This window comes from Marinobacter daepoensis DSM 16072 (assembly GCF_000421165.1).
Lineage (GTDB): Bacteria > Pseudomonadota > Gammaproteobacteria > Pseudomonadales > Oleiphilaceae > Marinobacter > Marinobacter daepoensis.
In genome coordinates this window covers 563,009-580,556 of record NZ_ATWI01000008.1, presented here as the reverse complement: position 1 = coordinate 580,556, position 17,548 = coordinate 563,009, and the positions used below count along the sequence as shown (strand labels likewise).

Genomic DNA, 17,548 nt, shown 5'->3' with positions numbered 1-17,548 from the left:
GGTTAGTGAGCTTCCGTGCCTTCTGGCTGATCGTCCCATCTGGGGCGATTGGCCCTTAGCTTCCGGACGTCCTGCATCCAGCCCACACCATCCACCAGATCCCCGGTTTCCGGATCCAGCGGTGGATAGGGCAGATTCCGGTCATCGCAGTACCGCCTCACCGTCGGCTGACACCAGCAGAACAGTAAACGCTCGTACTCCTCATCCGGCATCCGCCGCTGATCAAACATCCCCGCCTGTTGGCGCTGCCTCTGAGCCTCAGACAAAATGATGGAACAGGCCGACGACACATTCAGCGACTCAACCATCCCCATCATCGGAACCACAATGTGCTCATCCGCCTGCTCCGCGGTCACCGGATTCACGCCGTCCACCTCATTGCCCATGATGATGGTACAGGGCACGGTGTAATCCACCTCCCGAAAATCCACCGCCCGGTCGGACAATTGCGCCGCATACAACTTATGCCCCTGCGCCTTCAGCTCCGTCACCGCATGCTCCATCGTCGGGTGAGTATGCGTCGTCACCCAATGAAAACTGCCGCCCGCGGTTTTGCGAAACGCCCGAAAACCCTCCTTCGGCCAGACCACATGCATATTCGCCAGCCCAAAGGCATCACAGGAGCGAATGATAGCCGACAGATTTCGGGGCTTATGCACCTGATCGGTCAGCACCCGCAGGTCGGGTTGGCGGGTGTTGAGGATTTGCTTGATTCGGGCGAGGCGTTCTGGAGTCATGTTTGCGAGTCATTCAGGTTACGGTGAGATTTCTGGCAACCTCAAGGCTTTTGAGAAATCCCACACCAACACACGGGAAGGGTTTCGGGGTTGGCTTTCCAAAAATTTCGAAGGCCAAGGATGGCCTGAGAGAAGCGCACAGGGATGTGCTCGCAGCGGTTTTTGGAAAGCCAACCCCGAAACCCTTCGAGCACCAAGGCCGGGATGATAGCACAGAGCAAAATGAGGAATACCGAGACAACGGTGGTTGAAGATTAAGCACCCCGTTATAATACGCAGTCCATTTTTGCCAGCGCCCCACCCCACCCGGGCGCCAACACACCAGATAACGTGAGACCCATGGCCAAAAAGCTGTACATCAAAACCCACGGCTGCCAGATGAACGAGTACGACTCTGCCCGCATGGCAGACCTGCTCAAAACCGGCGAAGCGGTCGAAGTCACCGACAGTCCGGATGACGCCGACATCCTGTTACTGAACACCTGCTCCATCCGCGAAAAAGCCCAGGAGAAAGTGTTCCACCAGCTTGGCCGCTGGAAAAGTCTCAAAAGCAAAAAGCCCGATCTGATCATTGGTGTGGGAGGCTGCGTTGCCAGCCAGGAAGGCCAGGCCATCATCGACCGGGCCCCTTATGTCGACATGGTGTTCGGTCCGCAGACCCTTCACCGCCTGCCGGATATGATCACCGAAGTCCGGACCAAAGGTAACGGGGTCGGCGTCGTCGATGTCAGCTTCCCTGAAATTGAGAAATTCGACAACCTGCCCGAACCCGGTGCCGACGGACCCTCTGCCTTCGTCTCCATCATGGAAGGCTGCAGCAAGTACTGCACCTTCTGTGTGGTGCCCTACACGCGCGGCGAGGAAGTCAGCCGCCCGGTCGATGACGTCATCGCAGAAGTGGCACACCTGGCCGCCCAGGGTGTGCGGGAAGTGAACCTGCTGGGCCAGAACGTAAATGCCTACCGTGGAGAGACCCACGACGGCGACCAGATGGACCTGGCTGAATTGATTGAAGTAATTGCCACCATCGACGGCATTGACCGCATCCGCTACACCACCTCACACCCAGTGGAATTCAGCGATGCCCTGATCGACGTTTACGAACGGGTGCCGGAACTGGTCAGCCACCTTCACCTGCCGGTCCAGAGCGGCTCCGACCGAATTCTGGCGGCCATGAAACGTGGTCACACGGCACTGGAGTACAAGTCTAAGCTGCGTCGTCTACGCAAAATCCGCCCGGACATCAGCTTCTCCTCGGATTTTATTATCGGCTTCCCGGGAGAAACCGATAAGGATTTCGAAGACACCATGAAGCTGATTAATGATATCGGCTTTGATATGTCGTTCAGCTTCATTTACAGCGCCCGCCCGGGTACGCCGGCATCCGATCTGCCGGACGAGACACCGATGGACGTAAAAAAACAGCGGCTAAGTATTCTGCAGGATAGGCTGAACCAGAATGTGATGGATATCAGCCGAAAGATGGTGGGTTCTACCCAGCGGATTCTGGTAACCGGACTGTCCAAGAAAGACCCGGGCGAATACGCGGGGCGCACGGAGAACAACCGTATTGTGAACTTCCGCCACGAGAACCCTGCGGTGGTCGGGCACTTTATCGATGTAGAGATTGTGGAGGCCTACCCCAACTCTCTTCGCGGCGTCCCTGTTAACTCTGAGTTGCTTTAAACGCTGGAACGTACGTGCTCTTTGTTTGGAGCCGGGCAGCGTGCGGCACGCCAGAACTGAAAGACATACTCCCGGCAGACTAAACCCGGAGAGCAACACCGAACGGAGCAAGATTGAACACTCACGATACCAGACAATTTGACCTGCACCCGGTGGACCAGCGCCGCCTGGCAACCCTGTGCGGGCAGTTTGACGAACATCTGAAAATGATCGAACAACGCCTGCAAGTGAAAGTCGGCCGGAGAGGACATCACTTCCGCGTTGAAGGCAACACGGAAAAAGTGGCCGCGGCCACCGAGGTCATCCGGCACCTGTACCGGGAAACCGAGGCCAGTGACGACATTCCGCCCGATACCGTACACCTGTTTATTCGCGAAACCGGTCTGGAGCGACTGCCGGGAGACGTTCCCTATGATGAGGGACAGGTCACGGTCATCAAAACACCAAAGCTCACAGCCAAACCCCGGGGCCAGAACCAGCAGAAGTATGTGCACAGCATCCGCACACACGATATCAATTTCGGTATCGGGCCTGCCGGGACAGGCAAAACCTGGTTGGCCGTCGCCTGCGCGGTAGAAGCCCTGAAAGACGAGCAGGTAAAACGGATTCTGCTGGTCCGCCCTGCGGTAGAGGCAGGCGAAAAGCTGGGCTTCCTGCCCGGCGACCTCGCCCAGAAGGTCGACCCATACTTGCGGCCGCTCTACGACGCCCTTTACGAGATGCTTGGGTTTGATCAGGTCACCCGGCTGATCGAGAAAAGCGTGATCGAAATTGCGCCATTGGCGTTTATGCGGGGCCGTACTCTGAACAATTCGTTTATTATTCTGGACGAAAGTCAGAACACCACCCGGGAGCAGATGAAAATGTTTCTTACCCGGATCGGTTTCGGCTCCACCGCCGTGATTACCGGGGACGCCACCCAGATAGACCTGCCCCGCGGCCAAAACTCTGGCCTGATCCATGCCGCTGGCGTTCTGAGCAAAGTCCCGGGCATTGGTTTCACCCGGTTCGAGGCCAAGGACGTGGTTCGCCATCCTCTGGTTCAGCGAATTGTGGAAGCGTACGATGCTTTCGATGACGGGAGCACATCTGGCCAATGAGCAAACTGACGGTGGATTTCCAGCGTGTGTTTGAGAACGAAACCGTGCCCGCTGAAGACGCCATTCATGCCTGGGCTGAGAAAGCCTGGCTGGGCGACGACGCATCGGAAGTCACAATCCGTATTGTCGACAATCAGGAAAGCCGGGAACTGAATCACCAATACCGAGGGAAGGACAAACCCACCAATGTTTTGTCCTTCCCATTTGAAGCACCAGCGGGTATAACGGTGCCATTGGCCGGAGATCTCGTGATTTGCGCGCCAGTTGTCGAACAAGAAGCACGGGAGCAACAAAAAGCACCCGATGCCCACTGGGCTCACATGGTGGTGCATGGCATGCTCCACCTTCAGGGCTATGATCATATTGAAGACAAAGATGCCGAGGTCATGGAAGCCCTCGAAATCCGATTGCTCTCGCAGCTCGGATTTGCGAACCCTTATGAAGCAGAGGAAACGGAACCAGACTCATGAGCGACGACCAGTCGAGTCGCAGCCAGGGCAGTAAGTCCTGGCTGGAGCGTATATCACAGGCTTTTTCCAGTGAGCCTGAGTCCGTTGAGGACGTACTGGAAATCTTGCGGGATGCCGAATCCCAGAACATTGTCGACGCCGATTCCATGAGCATCATCGAAGGTGCCATGCAGGTGATCGATATGCGAGTGGATGAAATCATGATCCCCCGCTCCCAGATGATCACAGTAAAAGCCTCTCAGGAACCCAAAGAGTTCTTGCCTGAAATCATCGCATCCGCTCACAGTCGGTTCCCTGTTATTGGGGAAAGCCAGGACGACGTGATTGGCGTCTTGCTGGCCAAGGACCTTCTGCCTCTTGCGCTAAACAATGACCTGAACTGGAACCAGATCCGCGAGATTCTGCGCCCTCCGAACTTTGTCCCCGAGAGTAAGCGACTGAACCAGTTGCTGAAAGAATTCAAGGAAAACCGCAATCACATGGCGATCGTCGTCGATGAGTATGGCGGAACCGCCGGGCTGATCACCATTGAGGACGTGCTGGAACAGATTGTTGGCGAGATCGAAGACGAACATGACTTCGATGAAGAAACCCACATCAAGGCCCGGGGCGACGGCACCTTCGCGGTAAAAGCCGTCACCCCCGTTGACGACTTCAATGAGTTCTTCCAGACGGAGATGGACGAAGAAGAGTTCGACACCATTGGCGGGCTGGTACTCAAAGAGTTTGGTCATCTGCCCAGACGGGGCGAAGCGGTTGAATTCGGCGGCCTGCAGTTTACCATTGCCAACGCCGATAACCGAGTCATCCGTCTGTTGCAGGTAACCCGCAGTGAGTCATGAGCCCGAACACCACCCGCTGAACTTCCCGTTTACCACACGGAAATGGCTGAGCGCCGCAATTCTGATGATTGCCGGCGCCCTGCAAACTCTGACACTGTCACCTTTCTATCTGTGGTGGCTGGGTCCATTATCCGTGTTCATGATCCTGCTCATCACCGTAAACCAGGCGCCGGAAAAGCTCTTCCGGTCTGGCTGGCTGGTAGGGCTTGGCCTGTTTGCCTCAGGTGCCAGCTGGATCTACGTCAGTATCAGCGAGCACGGCAACACCTCCATCCCGCTCGCCATCGCCCTGATGGTCGTGTTCATTGCCGGCCTGGCACTCTTCCACGGACTGGCCTTCTGGTTCTGGGGCAAGCTCACAAAATCCAGTGCCCCACGCCGGCTCCTTCTGTTCCCGGCCATATGGATTCTCAGCGACTGGCTGAGAGGCTGGCTGCTGACCGGCTTCCCATGGTTGTATCTGGGAACCGCGCATACCGACGGCCCTCTGGGCGGCTTGGCGCCCATTACTGGCGTGCACGGAATCACGTTCTGGATTACCACAACGGCCGTTGCCATTTACGGCGCCTGGTGGCTGACTCAATCCGGCCGGAAAGTCTCCGCCAGCGCAGTAACAGTGGCAGCTCTCCTGCCCTGGTTTATCGCACCGGCCCTGAAAGCAACCGACTGGACCGAGCTTGGCAAGGAACCTCTCAGCTTTGCCGCCATGCAAGGCAATATCCCCCAGCAAATCAAGTGGGATCCGGACTTTCTACGCGACCAGATCGTGACGTATCTCGGCATGACCGAACCCTACTGGGAAACCGACCTCATTCTCTGGCCAGAGACCGCCATCCCCATCCCTCAGGACCAGGCCGGGCCAGTCATCGAGCACATCCGGGAAAAGCTGGGAGAGAACAGCACGCTGATTACCGGTATCCCCTGGTACGGATACAGCAGCCAGACGGAAGACTACACTTTCCACAACAGCATCATGGCTATTGGCAAGGGCGAGGGCATGTACCACAAGCAAAAGCTCGTCCCTTTCGGCGAATACGTCCCTCTTGAAGGGCTGTTGCGGGGGCTGATCGGATTTTTTGATCTGCCCATGAGCAGTTTTTCACCCGGCCCGAAAGATCAGTCGCCACTGGCCAGCAGCGGCATGAACATTACCCCCTACGTCTGTTATGAAGTTGCCTACCCCGATTTCGCAGCCATCAACGCCCGCAACACCGAATTGCTGCTGACCATCAGCAACGACGGCTGGTTTGGCGACTCCATCGGCCCCTTGCAGCACCTCCAGATTGCCCGCATGCGCGCTCTGGAAACCGGCCGGTATATGCTTCGGGGCACCAATAACGGCGTCACAGCGATCATCGATCACAAAGGTCAGATTACCGAGCGAATCCCCCAGTTTCAGCGTGCGGTCCTTACCGGGGAGTTCTATACGGCAACAGGCAACACCCCCTACATGCAGACCGGCTCCTGGCCGGTTCTGACCCTAGCGCTAATCCTTATTGTCTTTGTGCGGGAGCGTGTGATTCCAGCAAATTAATACCTCCGCCACTCTTACTCTTCCTTCGGAGGCCAGCGGCTGGTCACCCGCTCAAAGTAGTGTGAGCCGCAGGCCTCACACGGATGAAGGTGGCTGGTCTTGGTAAGGCACAGCATGTGATTGCAGTTCAGGCACCGAAACATGCCTGCGGTCGCTACCTCGCCTGAAATGTAGTGGCTGACGTCCTCATTCTCCAGCTTCTGCCTGAGCTCAAGAGTGTCTACCAGCGTCTGGTCGGCCACGGACAGAAGGCGGTCGGCCAGCGTGTGTTCCAGTAACGCGATATCCAGCTGCAGCCATTCTCCCAGACCTTCCCCGGTTTCCTCCACGAAGTGCAGCAAGTGTTCCAGATCCCGCCGCAGATAGGCCCCCAGAAGATCCGCCTCTTCGCGGGTCATCTCCTCAAGCTCATATTCGACTTCAACGGCTTTCTGTACTTCTTCCTCCAGCGTTTGCAGCGATGTTTGCTGGAGCTCGCGCAGGCGCATTTGCACCCGTTCAAGCATTCTGTCATAAGCCTCGAGGGCTTTTCCGGAGAGGTGACTGCGCTCTGGCTCGGTCATATCGGCTCCTTTACGTCTGTTTTGATGCCAGGGTCGAAGCCTCGACGCCCCGTGTTAAGGAGCCTCCAACCTTCGAAAACCTCCGACCTATTCCAAGTCTGGCACAACTCCGCCAATTTGGCAGACTACCTGTAATGCGCCGGGTACGTTAGAATGACTGCCCTTTTCGAACACCAGTCTGACACAGGGTAAATTTGGCAATGGCAGGAATGGACGAACAATACAACCCACGGGATGTAGAACAGGCCGCTCGCACGTTCTGGGAAACCAACGAGACGTTCACGGTCAAAGAGGAACCGGGCAAACCCAAGTACTATTGCCTGTCCATGTTCCCCTACCCGAGTGGAAAGCTACACATGGGCCACGTTCGCAACTACACCATTGGCGACGTGATCTCCCGTTACCAGCGCATGCAGGGCAAAAACGTCATGCAGCCCATGGGCTGGGATGCCTTCGGTCTACCTGCCGAAAACGCCGCCATTGCCAACAAGACCGCGCCGGCCAAGTGGACCCGTTCAAACATCGATTACATGAAAAAGCAGCTCAGGCAGCTGGGGTTCGGCTATGACTGGAGCCGGGAACTGGCAACCTGCGATCCGGATTACTACCGCTGGGAGCAATGGTTCTTCGCCCGCCTGTACGAGAAAGGCCTGGTGTACAAGAAACTGTCCACGGTTAACTGGGACCCGGTTGACCAGACGGTTCTGGCCAATGAGCAGGTCGTCGACGGTCGGGGCTGGCGCTCCGGTGCGTTGGTAGAACAGAAAAAGATCCCCCAGTGGTTTATCCGAATCACAGACTATGCAGAAGAACTGCTGAACGATCTGGACGACATGGAAGGCTGGCCCGAGCAGGTCAAGACCATGCAGCGCAACTGGATCGGAAAATCCGTGGGTACCGAGCTGGCGTTTCCGCTGAAAGAACAGGAAGGCAGCCTGACGGTGTACACCACCCGGCCAGACACCCTGATGGGCGTCAGCTATATGGCGGTGGCTGCAGAGCACCCACTGGCAAAGGCGGCTGCAGAACGCCACCGGGATGTCGCCGAGTTCGTTGACCAGTGCCGCAACAGCAAAGTGGCCGAAGCCGAACTTGCCACGATGGAAAAGAAAGGCATCGATACCGGTTTCAAAGCGATCCACCCGCTGACTCAGGAAGAGATTCCCGTCTGGATTGCCAATTTTGTTCTGATGGACTACGGCACCGGCGCCCTGATGGCGGTCCCGGGCCACGATGAACGGGACCACGAATTCGCACTGAAATACAAATTGCCCATCAAACAGGTGATTGCCCCAAGCGACAGCCGCGACATCGACATCCAGGAGCAGCCGTTTACGGAAAAAGGCGTGCTCGTGTCTTCCGGAAAATACAGCGGACTGACAAGCGCCGAGGCCTTTGACGAAATCGCAGATCATCTGGAAGCCCAGGGAATTGGCAAACGCACCATCAACTACCGTCTGCGCGACTGGGGTGTGTCCCGTCAGCGTTACTGGGGCGCTCCGATTCCCATGATGACGCTGGCGGACGGCACAGAAATGCCGGTACCGGACGATCAGTTGCCAGTGCGCCTGCCCGAAGACGTCGAAATGGACGGGGTTCAGTCTCCCATTAAGGCAGATCCGGAGTGGTGCAAAACCGAGTACAACGGACAGCCGGCAACGCTGGAGACCGACACCTTCGATACCTTTATGGAATCGTCCTGGTACTATGCCCGCTTCTGCAGCCCAAACTACGACAAGGGCATGCTGGACCCGGCTGCAGCCAACTACTGGCTGCCCGTCGACCAGTACATCGGTGGCATTGAACACGCGATCCTGCACCTGCTGTATGCCCGCTTCTTCCATAAGCTGTTGCGCGATGTTGGCCTCGTAAACAGTTCCGAGCCCTTCAAGCACCTCCTGACCCAGGGCATGGTACTGGCAGAGACCTACTACCGGAACGAAGCCAACGGAGGGATGACTTGGTACAACCCGGCCGACGTGGCCGTGGAGCGCGACAGCAAAGGCCAGGTAATCCGTGCCGTGCTCACATCCGATGGTGAACCGGTGGAAATCGGCGGCGTCACCAAGATGTCCAAGTCGAAGAACAACGGCATTGACCCCCAGTCCATCATTGACCAGCACGGTGCCGATACCGTGAGACTGTTTATGATGTTTGCAGCACCTCCAGAACAGTCCCTGGAGTGGTCGGACAGTGGCGTAGAGGGCGCCCATCGCTTCCTCAAACGACTCTGGCGAATGGTAAACGAGCATGCCAGTGGCGGCGCAGCTCCAACGGTCGATCCGGCCAGCCTGAACATCCCGCAGAAAGATCTGCGACGCAAGACTCACGAAACCATTGCCAAAGTCAGTGACGACATCAGCCGTCGCCTGACGTTCAACACCGCCATCGCAGCGGTAATGGAACTGCTGAATGAAGTAAGCCGTCAGGACAACCAAGAGCCTCAGAGCCGCGCGGTGCGCCAGGAAGCCCTGGACACAGCCGTTCTGGTTTTGTCACCCATAGTGCCTCACCTATGCCATGCCCTCTGGCAAAAGCTGGGCCACACAGATCCAGTGGTGGATGCTCCCTGGCCGGTTGCCGATGCAAGCGCGATGGTTCGCAGCGAAATCGAGGTGGTTCTGCAAGTCAACGGCAAGGTTCGGGCCAAGGAAAGCGTTCCTGCGGACATCGGCAAGGCCGACCTTGAGAAGCTTGCTCTGGAAAACGAGAACGTGATGCGGTTCACCGATGGTAAGACCGTCCGGAAGGTCATTGTGGTTCCCGGAAAGCTGGTCAACGTGGTAGCTAACTAAGATGCTGAACTCTGTCCCCGCACTGATCAAACCAGGCTTACTGGCACTGCTAGCGGCCCTGGCCGGCTGTGGCTTTCAGTTGCGGGGCAGCTCACCGGTTCCCGCCGCCGTGCAACCGCTGGCGGTTGAATGTTCCCGGAGCATGCCCGGAGAGTTCTGCCAGAGCCTGAGAGAGCAACTGGAACTGGGCGGAGTTGAGTTGAAAGGCGCCCGCGAGGCCGATTATATTCTACGCCTGTCCGGTTACCGTCAGGACCGTCGTGCTTCCGCCATTACCGCGCAGGCGGCCGCGGCCGAGTACATCCTTCGCCATACCGTCACTATGGAGCTGGTCACTGCACAGCAAATCCCCTTGCTGGCCCCGACTGACCTGAATACCAGCGAGACCTACCGCTACGACGAAACCAACGTTCTGGCCAAACAACGCGAGGAAGAAGAACTGCGGCGTCAACTTGGTGATCGCCTCGCCCAGCAGGTCATTTTCCGATTGGCGCCGATGACTGAGCAACGCATCCAGGCCCTGATCGATGAGCACAGCAACACCGAAAAAGACCCGGAAACTCCATGAAAACCCAGCCCGGCCAACTCCCTCAATTACTGAAGAAAGGCCTGGCTTCGGTGTACCTGATCTCCGGTGATGAACCTTTACTGGTTCAGGAGTGTTGCGATCAGATACGGGCCGCAGCACGAAAGGCCGGATATCAGGACAGGCTCACCTTTCACGCGGACAACCAGCTTGACTGGAATACCGTGGCCGACGAGTGCAACGCCCTGTCTCTGTTTGCCGAAAAGCGGCGGATCGAGATCCATCTTCCGACTGGTAAGCTGGGAGATGGCCGCCGGGTACTCGAGCAAGTTCTTCAGGCTCCGCCGGAAGACGTCATCCTGCTTCTGATCAGTGCACGACTGGATGCTGCCGAGACCAAACGAAAATGGTACAAGGAGCTGCAAGGGCACGGGGTTCATATACCGGTCTGGCCGGTAGAGGCAGAGAAATTTCCGGGCTGGCTCCAGCAACGCGCCAATGCCAAGGAGCTTAGCCTGACCCGCGGCGCTCTGGAAATTCTCGCCGAGCGACTCGAGGGCAACCTGCTCGCGGCCAGCCAGGAACTGGATCGCCTGGCTCTGCTCACCCACGGCAAAACCATTGATGAAGAAACCGTGGAGCAGGCCGTTCAGGACAGCGCCCGCTTCAATGGATTTGAGCTGGTCACAGAAATCCTGTCAGGCAAAGCGGTACACGCTTGCCGGATGATCGGCGTTCTGGAACAGGAAGGTGAAAACCCATTAGGGCTGCTGACCGTCCTGGTTCGCGACCTCCACCTGATCGCTGAACTGAAAACCGCCCTGCCCCGGGGCGAAAACCCGGCAGGCTTTTTGAAAAAGCGCGGTGTTTTCCAGCCCAAACGCTCATCAGCCATACAGCAAGCCGCCCGGCGCCTCTCAATGAGCCAGGTTCACCAGGCCATCAACCTTTGCAGTTACACTGACCGGGCCGCAAAAGGCTTCGACGACCTCCCCCCCTGGCATTACCTTCGCGACCTGTCGGCAGCGCTCGCGGGCCCTCAGAATAGCTGACCTGCATCAAAACCAGTGCCCCAGTGGTGAACTGACACCTTGACACATTTTGAACTTCCGGCGCATTGTAGAACTCCAACCTAATCAGGGAAGGAACATACCCATGAGTCTGCAAGACGATTTCAAGAAGCTGTCAGAAAAGATCAAACAATACCGCGATGAAGCCCGGGTCCAGCTGCACCTTGCAAAGGAAGATGTGAAGGATGAGTGGGACGATCTGGAACAGGACTGGGATCGATTTCGCACCAAACTTGACCAGATCGTTCACGATGCCGAAGACGCCAGCCATGAAGCCAGGGAAACTGCGAAGAAACTGGGAGAAGAGCTGAAAACCGGCTACCAGAACATTCGAAACAAACTGAAATAGTTCGTTAACTGGTTAACAAATAGCCACACTGGAACCGGCACAGGGGCTTTTGTCTCACACCACCTGTGCCATACTTCACAGCAAAGACTGAACAGTTCGTCATAATTTTGTCGAACTGTTCGTTTCGCCAGCAACCAGTCGTCTGGCTGGCCACGGCGTATGGTACGTGCTGTGAGGTATAACGGTCATATGAAAAAAATAACCACTCTCTTCATTACCCTTTCAATGACACTGACCACAGGATTGGTGGTTGGCCAGAACACTCGCTTCAGCGACCCTCAGCAAGTCATCGACAACGAATTCTGGGGTAACCTTTACGCTGAAGGCGGCTCCTCTTTCTTTTGCGACACCGCTTTCTCCGGGAAAGGGTTTGTAATGAGCGACGGCTACATCTATCCGCTGGCCGATATTCGCACCGCCCTGGATTGCGGGACGGCGTCCCAGTGCCGCCAGGATAACCGGTACCGGCAAATTACCTCGGATCTCCACAACATGGTGCCCGTCAGAACCCGCATCGAAATGCGCAGGCGCAACGCACGGTACGAAAACCTGGGCGATACCACCGGCGCCGATGAGTGTGGCATCAGGGAAAGCGCCCAGTTCTTTGAGCCGCCCGAGCGTGTGAAGGGGGATGTGGCTCGCACCATGGCTTACATGGTGGACACTTATGGCCTGCCCTGGCTGGGAGCAACCCCCGTGTTAAAGGGCTGGAGTAAATTGGACCCGCCAGACGACCGGGAATTAAGTCGACACAAGCGAGTCACCGAGATTCAGGGTAACGAGAATCCGTTTGTGGCGAATCCCGGGCTGATCGAGCGTCTTTGATGCTTCGCCCAGAGCCCCGCTCCAAACACAGGAACAAGAAATAAAAAAGCAGGCCATCAAGGCCTGCTTTTTTGTTCCGGCTTCAGAAATCGGATCAGATTTCGTTCGCTGCCGGCGCCATCATAGCTTCACTACCACTACGAATGCCTTCGGCCAGAGACACGGTCTTCGGCAACAGGCGATCGAAATAGAAACGAGCTGTTTTCAGCTTGCCGGTGTAGAAGCCAGAGGTGTCACCTTCGGCTTTCGGTGCGGCAGCTTTAACCACTTTTGCCCACATGTACGCCAGCGCGGTGTAGCCAAACATGTCGAGGTAATCCACCGCAGCAGCACCAACGGCTTCGGGGTTCTCAGACGCCTGCTTCACCACATGCTCGGTAACGTCTGACAGACGCTCCAAGGAAGCCGCAAGCGGCTCCAGATATGGCCGCAGGGCATCGTCGCCGCTATTGGCTTCAATGAAGGCGGCAACGTCCTGGGCAAACAGTTCATACAGCTTGCCCTGGCTGCCAACCACTTTACGACCCATCAGGTCCATTGCCTGGATGCCATTGGTGCCTTCATAGATCTGGGTGATCCGGCAGTCACGCACCAGTTGCTCCTGCCCCCACTCCCGGATGAAGCCGTGACCACCGAAGACCTGCTGGCCAATGATGGTGGTATCCAGGCCACGGTCGGTCAGGAAAGCCTTGGCCACCGGTGTCAGCAGGGCAACCATGCCTTCAGCGTGCTTGCGCTGCTCGTCGTTATCCGAGTATTTGGAGATATCCAGCCACTGAGCCACATAGGTCGAGAAAGTACGACCGCCTTCAACGTAGCTCTTCATAGTCATCAGCATACGACGCACGTCAGGATGCACCAGAATCGGGTCGGCTGCCTTTTCAGGCTGCTGGGCACCGGTCGGTGCACGGCTCTGGATGCGGTCGCTGGCATACTCCCGAGCGCTTTGCAGGGAGGCCTCTGCGGCACCAATGCCCTGGATACCCACGCCCAGACGCTCGTAGTTCATCATGGTGAACATGGCCGCCAGGCCTTTGTTCTCTTCGCCAACCAACCAGCCTTTGGCGCCATCAAAGTTCATCACACAGGTGGCAGAACCTTTGATACCCATTTTCTTCTCAATGGAACCGCAGCTGAACTGATTCCGCTCGCCCAGAGAACCATCGTCATTCACCATAAACTTCGGCACCAGGAACAGGGAAATGCCTTTGGGTCCCTTCGGTGCGTCGGGCAGCTTGGCCAACACCAGATGAATGATGTTCTCCGCCATGTCGTGCTCGCCCCAGGTAATAAAAATCTTGGTGCCAGTCACATTGAAGGACCCATCGCCATTCGGCTCCGCTTTGGTGCGGATGATGCCCAGATCCGTGCCCGCATGGGGCTCAGTCAGGTCCATGGCACCAGACCAAACGCCGGAATACATGTTGGGCAGATATTTTTCTTTCAGTTCCTGACTGCCGTGAGCATCCAGCGCCAGGCACGCACCTGCAGTCAGCATCGGGGCCAGACCAAAAGCCATGTTGGCGCCCTGCATCATTTCTTCAAACTGAGCGACCAGAGTCTTGGGCATACCCATCCCACCAAACTCCGGGTTACCACCCAGACCATTCCAGCCACCTTCAACGATGGTCTGGTAGGCTTCCTTGAAGCCTTCAGGACTGGTTACTTCACCCTCATTCCACTTACAACCCTGCTCATCCGCTTCACGGTTCAGGGGTGCCAGTACGCCGCTGGTGATTTTACCAGCCTCTTCCAGAATGGCGTCGGCCGTGTCGGGATCCACGTTTTCTGCAATTTTGGGCAAGGACGCCCACAACGAAGGCGCGTCAAACACTTCGTTCAGAACGAAACGCATGTCACGAAGGGGTGCCTGATAATCAGCCATGTAAAACTCTCCAAAAAAATCAGTCAGTCACTTGGGGGGCTTAAGATCACGCCTCTTCTCGCGGAGGTCGGTCGCCCACCCGCTCGGCTATGTGTCCGAAACAGGGTTGTTATTCTATGGGGGCCATTCTACCTCAAAATGCTCCCCCAACTCATGAAAAAAGCCCGTCTCCTTCAGGAGATCGGGCTTTTTCCTTGGCATCAACCAGATAGCAACTCCGCTTTAGAGGGCGAAGGCTTCTTCCGGCATGTCGAGCAGCGTGTCAGCACCGGCCAGCATAGTCTCTGCGTGGGTGCGGGTACGCGGCAACATACGCTTGAAGTAGAAGCGTGCCGTCTGAACCTTGGCGTTGTAGAACATCTCTTCTGAGGTGCCATCTGCCATCTTGTCCAGAGCAACCTTGGCCATGCGGGCCCACAGGTAAGCGAACACGGCATAACCGGAGTACATCAGGTAGTCGACAGAAGCCGCCCCAACCTCTTCACGGTTCTTCATGGCGGTCATGCCCACTTTCATGGTCAGATCGCCCCACTCTTTGTTAATCGCTGCCAGCGGCTCAACAAACTCCTTGAGCTGCTCGTTGTCTGCGTTTTCCTTGCAGAACAGGTGCACTTCCTTGGTGAAGACTTTCAGCGCCTCACCCTGAGTCATCAATACCTTACGACCCAGAAGGTCCAGAGCCTGAATACCCGTGGTGCCTTCATAGATCATGGAAATCCGGGAGTCACGAACGTTCTGCTCCATGCCCCATTCGGCAATGTAGCCATGGCCACCGAAAACCTGCATACCCAGGTTCGCCGCTTCGTAACCGATTTCGGTCAGGAAGGCCTTGGCAATCGGTGTCAGGAAGCCCAACAGAGCGTCTGCGTGCTTACGATCTTCCTCGTTTTTACCGCTGTGAACCACGTCAACCTGCTGACCCGCCATGTAAATCAGGGCACGGGCACCCTCGGCAACTGCTTTCTGGGTCAGCAGCATGCGGCGCACATCCGGATGCACAATGATCGGATCTGCAATCCCTTCCGGGTTCTTGGGCCCGCTCAGGGAACGCATCGCCAGACGATCTTTGGCGTACGCCAGTGAACCCTGGAAGCCCAGCTCCGCTGAGCCCAGACCCTGAATGGCAGTACCGATACGAGCGGTATTCATAAAGGTGAACATACAGTTCAGACCTTTGTTCTCAGGCCCGATCAGCCAGCCTTTGGCGCCATCAAAGTTCATAACACAAGTGGCGTTACCGTGAATCCCCATCTTGTGTTCCAGAGAACCACAGGAAACGGCATTACGCTCACCGGCAGAACCGTCTTCGTTCGGCAACTGCTTGGGAACGATGAACAGTGAGATACCTTTGGTACCTTCCGGCGCCCCCGGCAGACGGGCCAGCACGATGTGAACAATATTCTCGGCCATGTCATGCTCACCGGCAGAGATAAAGATCTTGGTACCCGTGATGCTGTATGTGCCGTCTGCATTCGGTTCAGCCTTGGTGCGCAGGGTACCCAGATCAGAACCACAATGCGGCTCGGTCAGGCACATGGTGCCAGTCCATTCGCCGCTGATCAGTTTGGTCAGGTAAGTCTGCTTCTGTTCTTCCGTACCGTGGGCTTCAATAGTGTTGGTGGCACCATGGCTCAGTCCGGGGTACATGCCCCAGGACCAGTTGGAGGTACCTACCATTTCACTGACCACCAGGCCGATGGAGTGAGGCAGACCCTGGCCACCGTAGTTGGTGTCGGCAGTCATGGACGGCCATCCACCTTCGACGTACTGCTGGTAAGCTTCTTTGAAGCCGGTCGGTGTTTTCACCCCGTCTTCACTCCAGGTGCAGCCTTCCTGATCACCTACCTGGTTCAGCGGAGACAGCACCTGCTCACAGAACTTCGCACCTTCCTGGATAATAGCATCGACCATATCCGGCGTTGCATCGTCGGCACCGTCCAGACTGGCGTAGTGCTGCTCGCTGTTCAGCAGCTCGTTCATTACGAATTTAATGTCACGCAGGGGCGCTTTGTATTCAGGCATGGAATCCACCTCGGTTCTAGGTCTCAGCTGAAACAGGTTGACAGCTTTTGGCCTTGGGTTTGCTCAGACACCATGACGCACTGCATCACGGCCTTAATTAAACACTTGTTTGAAACATACGTTTTGAGGCACAGAATTGTCAATAGGCTTGCGGAAATTTGTGTTGATTTTGTGTTCGATCGGGGAATTTTGAGAGAGCTGAACCTCACCTCTGACCGGCACCAGCCAGGAAAGGCGCGGGTTACTCAGGCAAAAAGGGAAGTCACGGAATTGGTGTAGAGACCATCGCTGTTGATCGCGGAAACCAAGCGGTACCGCTCCGCCACCTCACGGGAACGGGAGTTCCCCGCATCCGGTTCGTCGCCTTCAACCCGGCCACCGTCCCGGGAGCTTCCTTCACCCGCGGCCAGTTCTGCCTGTGCTTGCAGCATGACTTGCATGGCCTGGGCAGCGACCGCACGGTCCTGACCTGAAGGCTGCGCCGGTGCCATCGCCGCAGCTCGCACCACGCGCATTTTTTCAATGGTGGCCTGTGGATCTCCAGCCACGGGGGAAACATCGATAGGGACTTCGCCACCTACCGCGTACTGAGCCCCATCCGGGCCTCGCTGGTAGGTGAAAGACATGGCACCTGCGTATTGGCCACCCACAGCCTGATGAGCCGCTTCGTGCGCACGGACCTCCCGGTCACGGGCCTTGAGCTCCGCCAACTGTTTCAGATCATCGTCCGTCAGGCCTTGCGATTGATCACGGTGTTCGGTGCGCGGCGTTTCATCGGACTGGCCGGACTCTCTGCCCGGACCAGAAACACCGGAGGGAGAACCCGAAAAGAAGGGGTGGATTGCGGATAAGACGTTCACGGGACCTGACTCAGGCCCGGATGTCCAGCAGGGTGCCCAGGGTTTCATCCGCAGTTTTAACGACCTGAGCCGAAGCCTCGACACTGCGCTCGTATAACCGGAGGTCAACCATAGACTCAATCAAATCACCGGCGCCTTCTGCGGTTCCCTGAGGGCCGTCAACGCCGCCTCGGGCAATTTTCCGGGCGGCATTTTCCATACCGGCCATACCATCCTGAATTCCCTGAACCCCGACAGCAAGCGTGTTATTGATCATGACCAGCCATCCCAATGACAAATCGTTG

The 17,548-nt window shown here is 56.8% G+C and carries 16 protein-coding genes; 10 read left to right on the top strand and 6 right to left on the bottom strand.

Features of this window, described 5'->3' with window-relative positions:
* Positions 1-2: 2 nt before the first annotated feature.
* Positions 3-737 (bottom strand): tRNA (guanosine(18)-2'-O)-methyltransferase TrmH, encoded by a 735-nt coding sequence (trmH, locus tag K325_RS0103270; protein ID WP_029652826.1) that lies wholly within the window; start codon positions 735-737, stop codon positions 3-5.
* Between the two features lie 339 nt (positions 738-1,076).
* Here trmH and miaB point away from each other — a divergent pair, with 339 nt between their 5' ends.
* From miaB to lnt, 5 genes are all read left to right on the top strand, one after another.
* Positions 1,077-2,423, top strand: a complete 1,347-nt coding sequence (miaB, locus tag K325_RS0103265) for a tRNA (N6-isopentenyl adenosine(37)-C2)-methylthiotransferase MiaB (RefSeq protein WP_029652825.1) — start codon at positions 1,077-1,079, stop codon at positions 2,421-2,423.
* A gap of 113 nt (positions 2,424-2,536) precedes the next feature.
* Complete coding sequence (locus K325_RS0103260) at positions 2,537-3,523, top strand: PhoH family protein (RefSeq protein WP_029652824.1); 987 nt, start codon at positions 2,537-2,539, stop codon at positions 3,521-3,523.
* Complete coding sequence (ybeY, locus tag K325_RS0103255) at positions 3,520-3,993, top strand: rRNA maturation RNase YbeY (protein ID WP_029652823.1); 474 nt, start codon at positions 3,520-3,522, stop codon at positions 3,991-3,993. Before K325_RS0103260 ends, ybeY begins: the two co-directional genes overlap by 4 nt.
* Positions 3,990-4,835, top strand: a complete 846-nt coding sequence (locus K325_RS0103250; RefSeq protein ID WP_029652822.1) for an HlyC/CorC family transporter — start codon at positions 3,990-3,992, stop codon at positions 4,833-4,835. The genes ybeY and K325_RS0103250 overlap by 4 nt, the downstream gene beginning before the upstream one ends.
* The gene (lnt, locus tag K325_RS0103245; RefSeq protein ID WP_029652821.1) at positions 4,825-6,369 is read left to right on the top strand and encodes an apolipoprotein N-acyltransferase; all 1,545 of its coding nucleotides are present in this window, start codon (positions 4,825-4,827) and stop codon (positions 6,367-6,369) included. The genes K325_RS0103250 and lnt overlap by 11 nt, the downstream gene beginning before the upstream one ends.
* Before the next feature lie 14 nt (positions 6,370-6,383).
* On the opposite strand, the gene K325_RS0103240 is transcribed toward lnt, so the two are convergent.
* Positions 6,384-6,932 carry a zinc ribbon-containing protein gene (locus K325_RS0103240; protein WP_029652820.1) on the bottom strand — a complete coding sequence of 183 codons (549 nt, stop codon included), beginning with the start codon at positions 6,930-6,932 and terminating at the stop codon, positions 6,384-6,386.
* Positions 6,933-7,141: 209 nt separating this feature from the next.
* Between K325_RS0103240 and leuS the strand changes: the two genes are divergently transcribed.
* From leuS to K325_RS0103215, 5 genes are all read left to right on the top strand, one after another.
* Positions 7,142-9,727 carry a leucine--tRNA ligase gene (leuS, locus tag K325_RS0103235; RefSeq protein WP_029652819.1) on the top strand — a complete coding sequence of 862 codons (2,586 nt, stop codon included), beginning with the start codon at positions 7,142-7,144 and terminating at the stop codon, positions 9,725-9,727.
* Position 9,728: 1 nt separating this feature from the next.
* The gene (locus K325_RS0103230; protein ID WP_029652818.1) at positions 9,729-10,295 is read left to right on the top strand and encodes an LPS-assembly lipoprotein LptE; all 567 of its coding nucleotides are present in this window, start codon (positions 9,729-9,731) and stop codon (positions 10,293-10,295) included.
* Positions 10,292-11,305: a DNA polymerase III subunit delta gene (holA, locus tag K325_RS0103225; RefSeq protein WP_029652817.1), complete on the top strand. Its 1,014-nt coding sequence runs from the start codon at positions 10,292-10,294 to the stop codon at positions 11,303-11,305. Before K325_RS0103230 ends, holA begins: the two co-directional genes overlap by 4 nt.
* 103 nt (positions 11,306-11,408) lie before the next feature.
* On the top strand, positions 11,409-11,672 hold the full coding sequence (locus tag K325_RS0103220) for a hypothetical protein (RefSeq protein ID WP_029652816.1): 264 nt from the start codon (positions 11,409-11,411) through the stop codon (positions 11,670-11,672).
* A gap of 189 nt (positions 11,673-11,861) precedes the next feature.
* Positions 11,862-12,497 carry an endonuclease gene (locus K325_RS0103215; RefSeq protein ID WP_029652815.1) on the top strand — a complete coding sequence of 212 codons (636 nt, stop codon included), beginning with the start codon at positions 11,862-11,864 and terminating at the stop codon, positions 12,495-12,497.
* 94 nt (positions 12,498-12,591) lie between these two features.
* Here the strand turns inward: K325_RS0103215 and K325_RS0103210 are convergent, their stop codons facing one another.
* The 4 genes from K325_RS0103210 to K325_RS0103195 form a co-directional block, all read right to left on the bottom strand.
* Complete coding sequence (locus tag K325_RS0103210; protein WP_029652814.1) at positions 12,592-14,382, bottom strand: acyl-CoA dehydrogenase C-terminal domain-containing protein; 1,791 nt, start codon at positions 14,380-14,382, stop codon at positions 12,592-12,594.
* Positions 14,383-14,604: 222 nt separating this feature from the next.
* On the bottom strand, positions 14,605-16,404 hold the full coding sequence (locus K325_RS0103205) for an acyl-CoA dehydrogenase C-terminal domain-containing protein (RefSeq protein WP_029652813.1): 1,800 nt from the start codon (positions 16,402-16,404) through the stop codon (positions 14,605-14,607).
* A 245-nt stretch (positions 16,405-16,649) separates the two neighbouring features.
* Positions 16,650-17,264, bottom strand: coding sequence for a putative metalloprotease CJM1_0395 family protein (locus K325_RS0103200; protein ID WP_029652812.1), 615 nt, complete (start codon positions 17,262-17,264; stop codon positions 16,650-16,652).
* 10 nt (positions 17,265-17,274) lie between these two features.
* Positions 17,275-17,520, bottom strand: a complete 246-nt coding sequence (locus K325_RS0103195) for a flagellar basal body rod C-terminal domain-containing protein (protein WP_029652811.1) — start codon at positions 17,518-17,520, stop codon at positions 17,275-17,277.
* Between the last annotated feature and the right edge of the window lie 28 nt (positions 17,521-17,548).

Bases quoted from the DNA above. Each gene is read 5' to 3' on its own strand.
- trmH (WP_029652826.1), bottom strand. From the start codon at position 737: ATGACTCCAGAACGCCTCGCCCGAATCAAGCAAATCCTCAACACCCGC.
- miaB (WP_029652825.1), top strand. From the start codon at position 1,077: ATGGCCAAAAAGCTGTACATCAAAACCCACGGCTGCCAGATGAACGAG.
- ybeY (WP_029652823.1), top strand. From the start codon at position 3,520: ATGAGCAAACTGACGGTGGATTTCCAGCGTGTGTTTGAGAACGAAACC.
- K325_RS0103250 (WP_029652822.1), top strand. From the start codon at position 3,990: ATGAGCGACGACCAGTCGAGTCGCAGCCAGGGCAGTAAGTCCTGGCTG.
- K325_RS0103240 (WP_029652820.1), bottom strand. From the start codon at position 6,932: ATGACCGAGCCAGAGCGCAGTCACCTCTCCGGAAAAGCCCTCGAGGCT.
- leuS (WP_029652819.1), top strand. From the start codon at position 7,142: ATGGACGAACAATACAACCCACGGGATGTAGAACAGGCCGCTCGCACG.
- K325_RS0103230 (WP_029652818.1), top strand. From the start codon at position 9,729: ATGCTGAACTCTGTCCCCGCACTGATCAAACCAGGCTTACTGGCACTG.
- holA (WP_029652817.1), top strand. From the start codon at position 10,292: ATGAAAACCCAGCCCGGCCAACTCCCTCAATTACTGAAGAAAGGCCTG.
- K325_RS0103220 (WP_029652816.1), top strand. From the start codon at position 11,409: ATGAGTCTGCAAGACGATTTCAAGAAGCTGTCAGAAAAGATCAAACAA.
- K325_RS0103215 (WP_029652815.1), top strand. From the start codon at position 11,862: ATGAAAAAAATAACCACTCTCTTCATTACCCTTTCAATGACACTGACC.
- K325_RS0103210 (WP_029652814.1), bottom strand. From the start codon at position 14,382: ATGGCTGATTATCAGGCACCCCTTCGTGACATGCGTTTCGTTCTGAAC.
- K325_RS0103205 (WP_029652813.1), bottom strand. From the start codon at position 16,404: ATGCCTGAATACAAAGCGCCCCTGCGTGACATTAAATTCGTAATGAAC.
- K325_RS0103195 (WP_029652811.1), bottom strand. From the start codon at position 17,520: ATGATCAATAACACGCTTGCTGTCGGGGTTCAGGGAATTCAGGATGGT.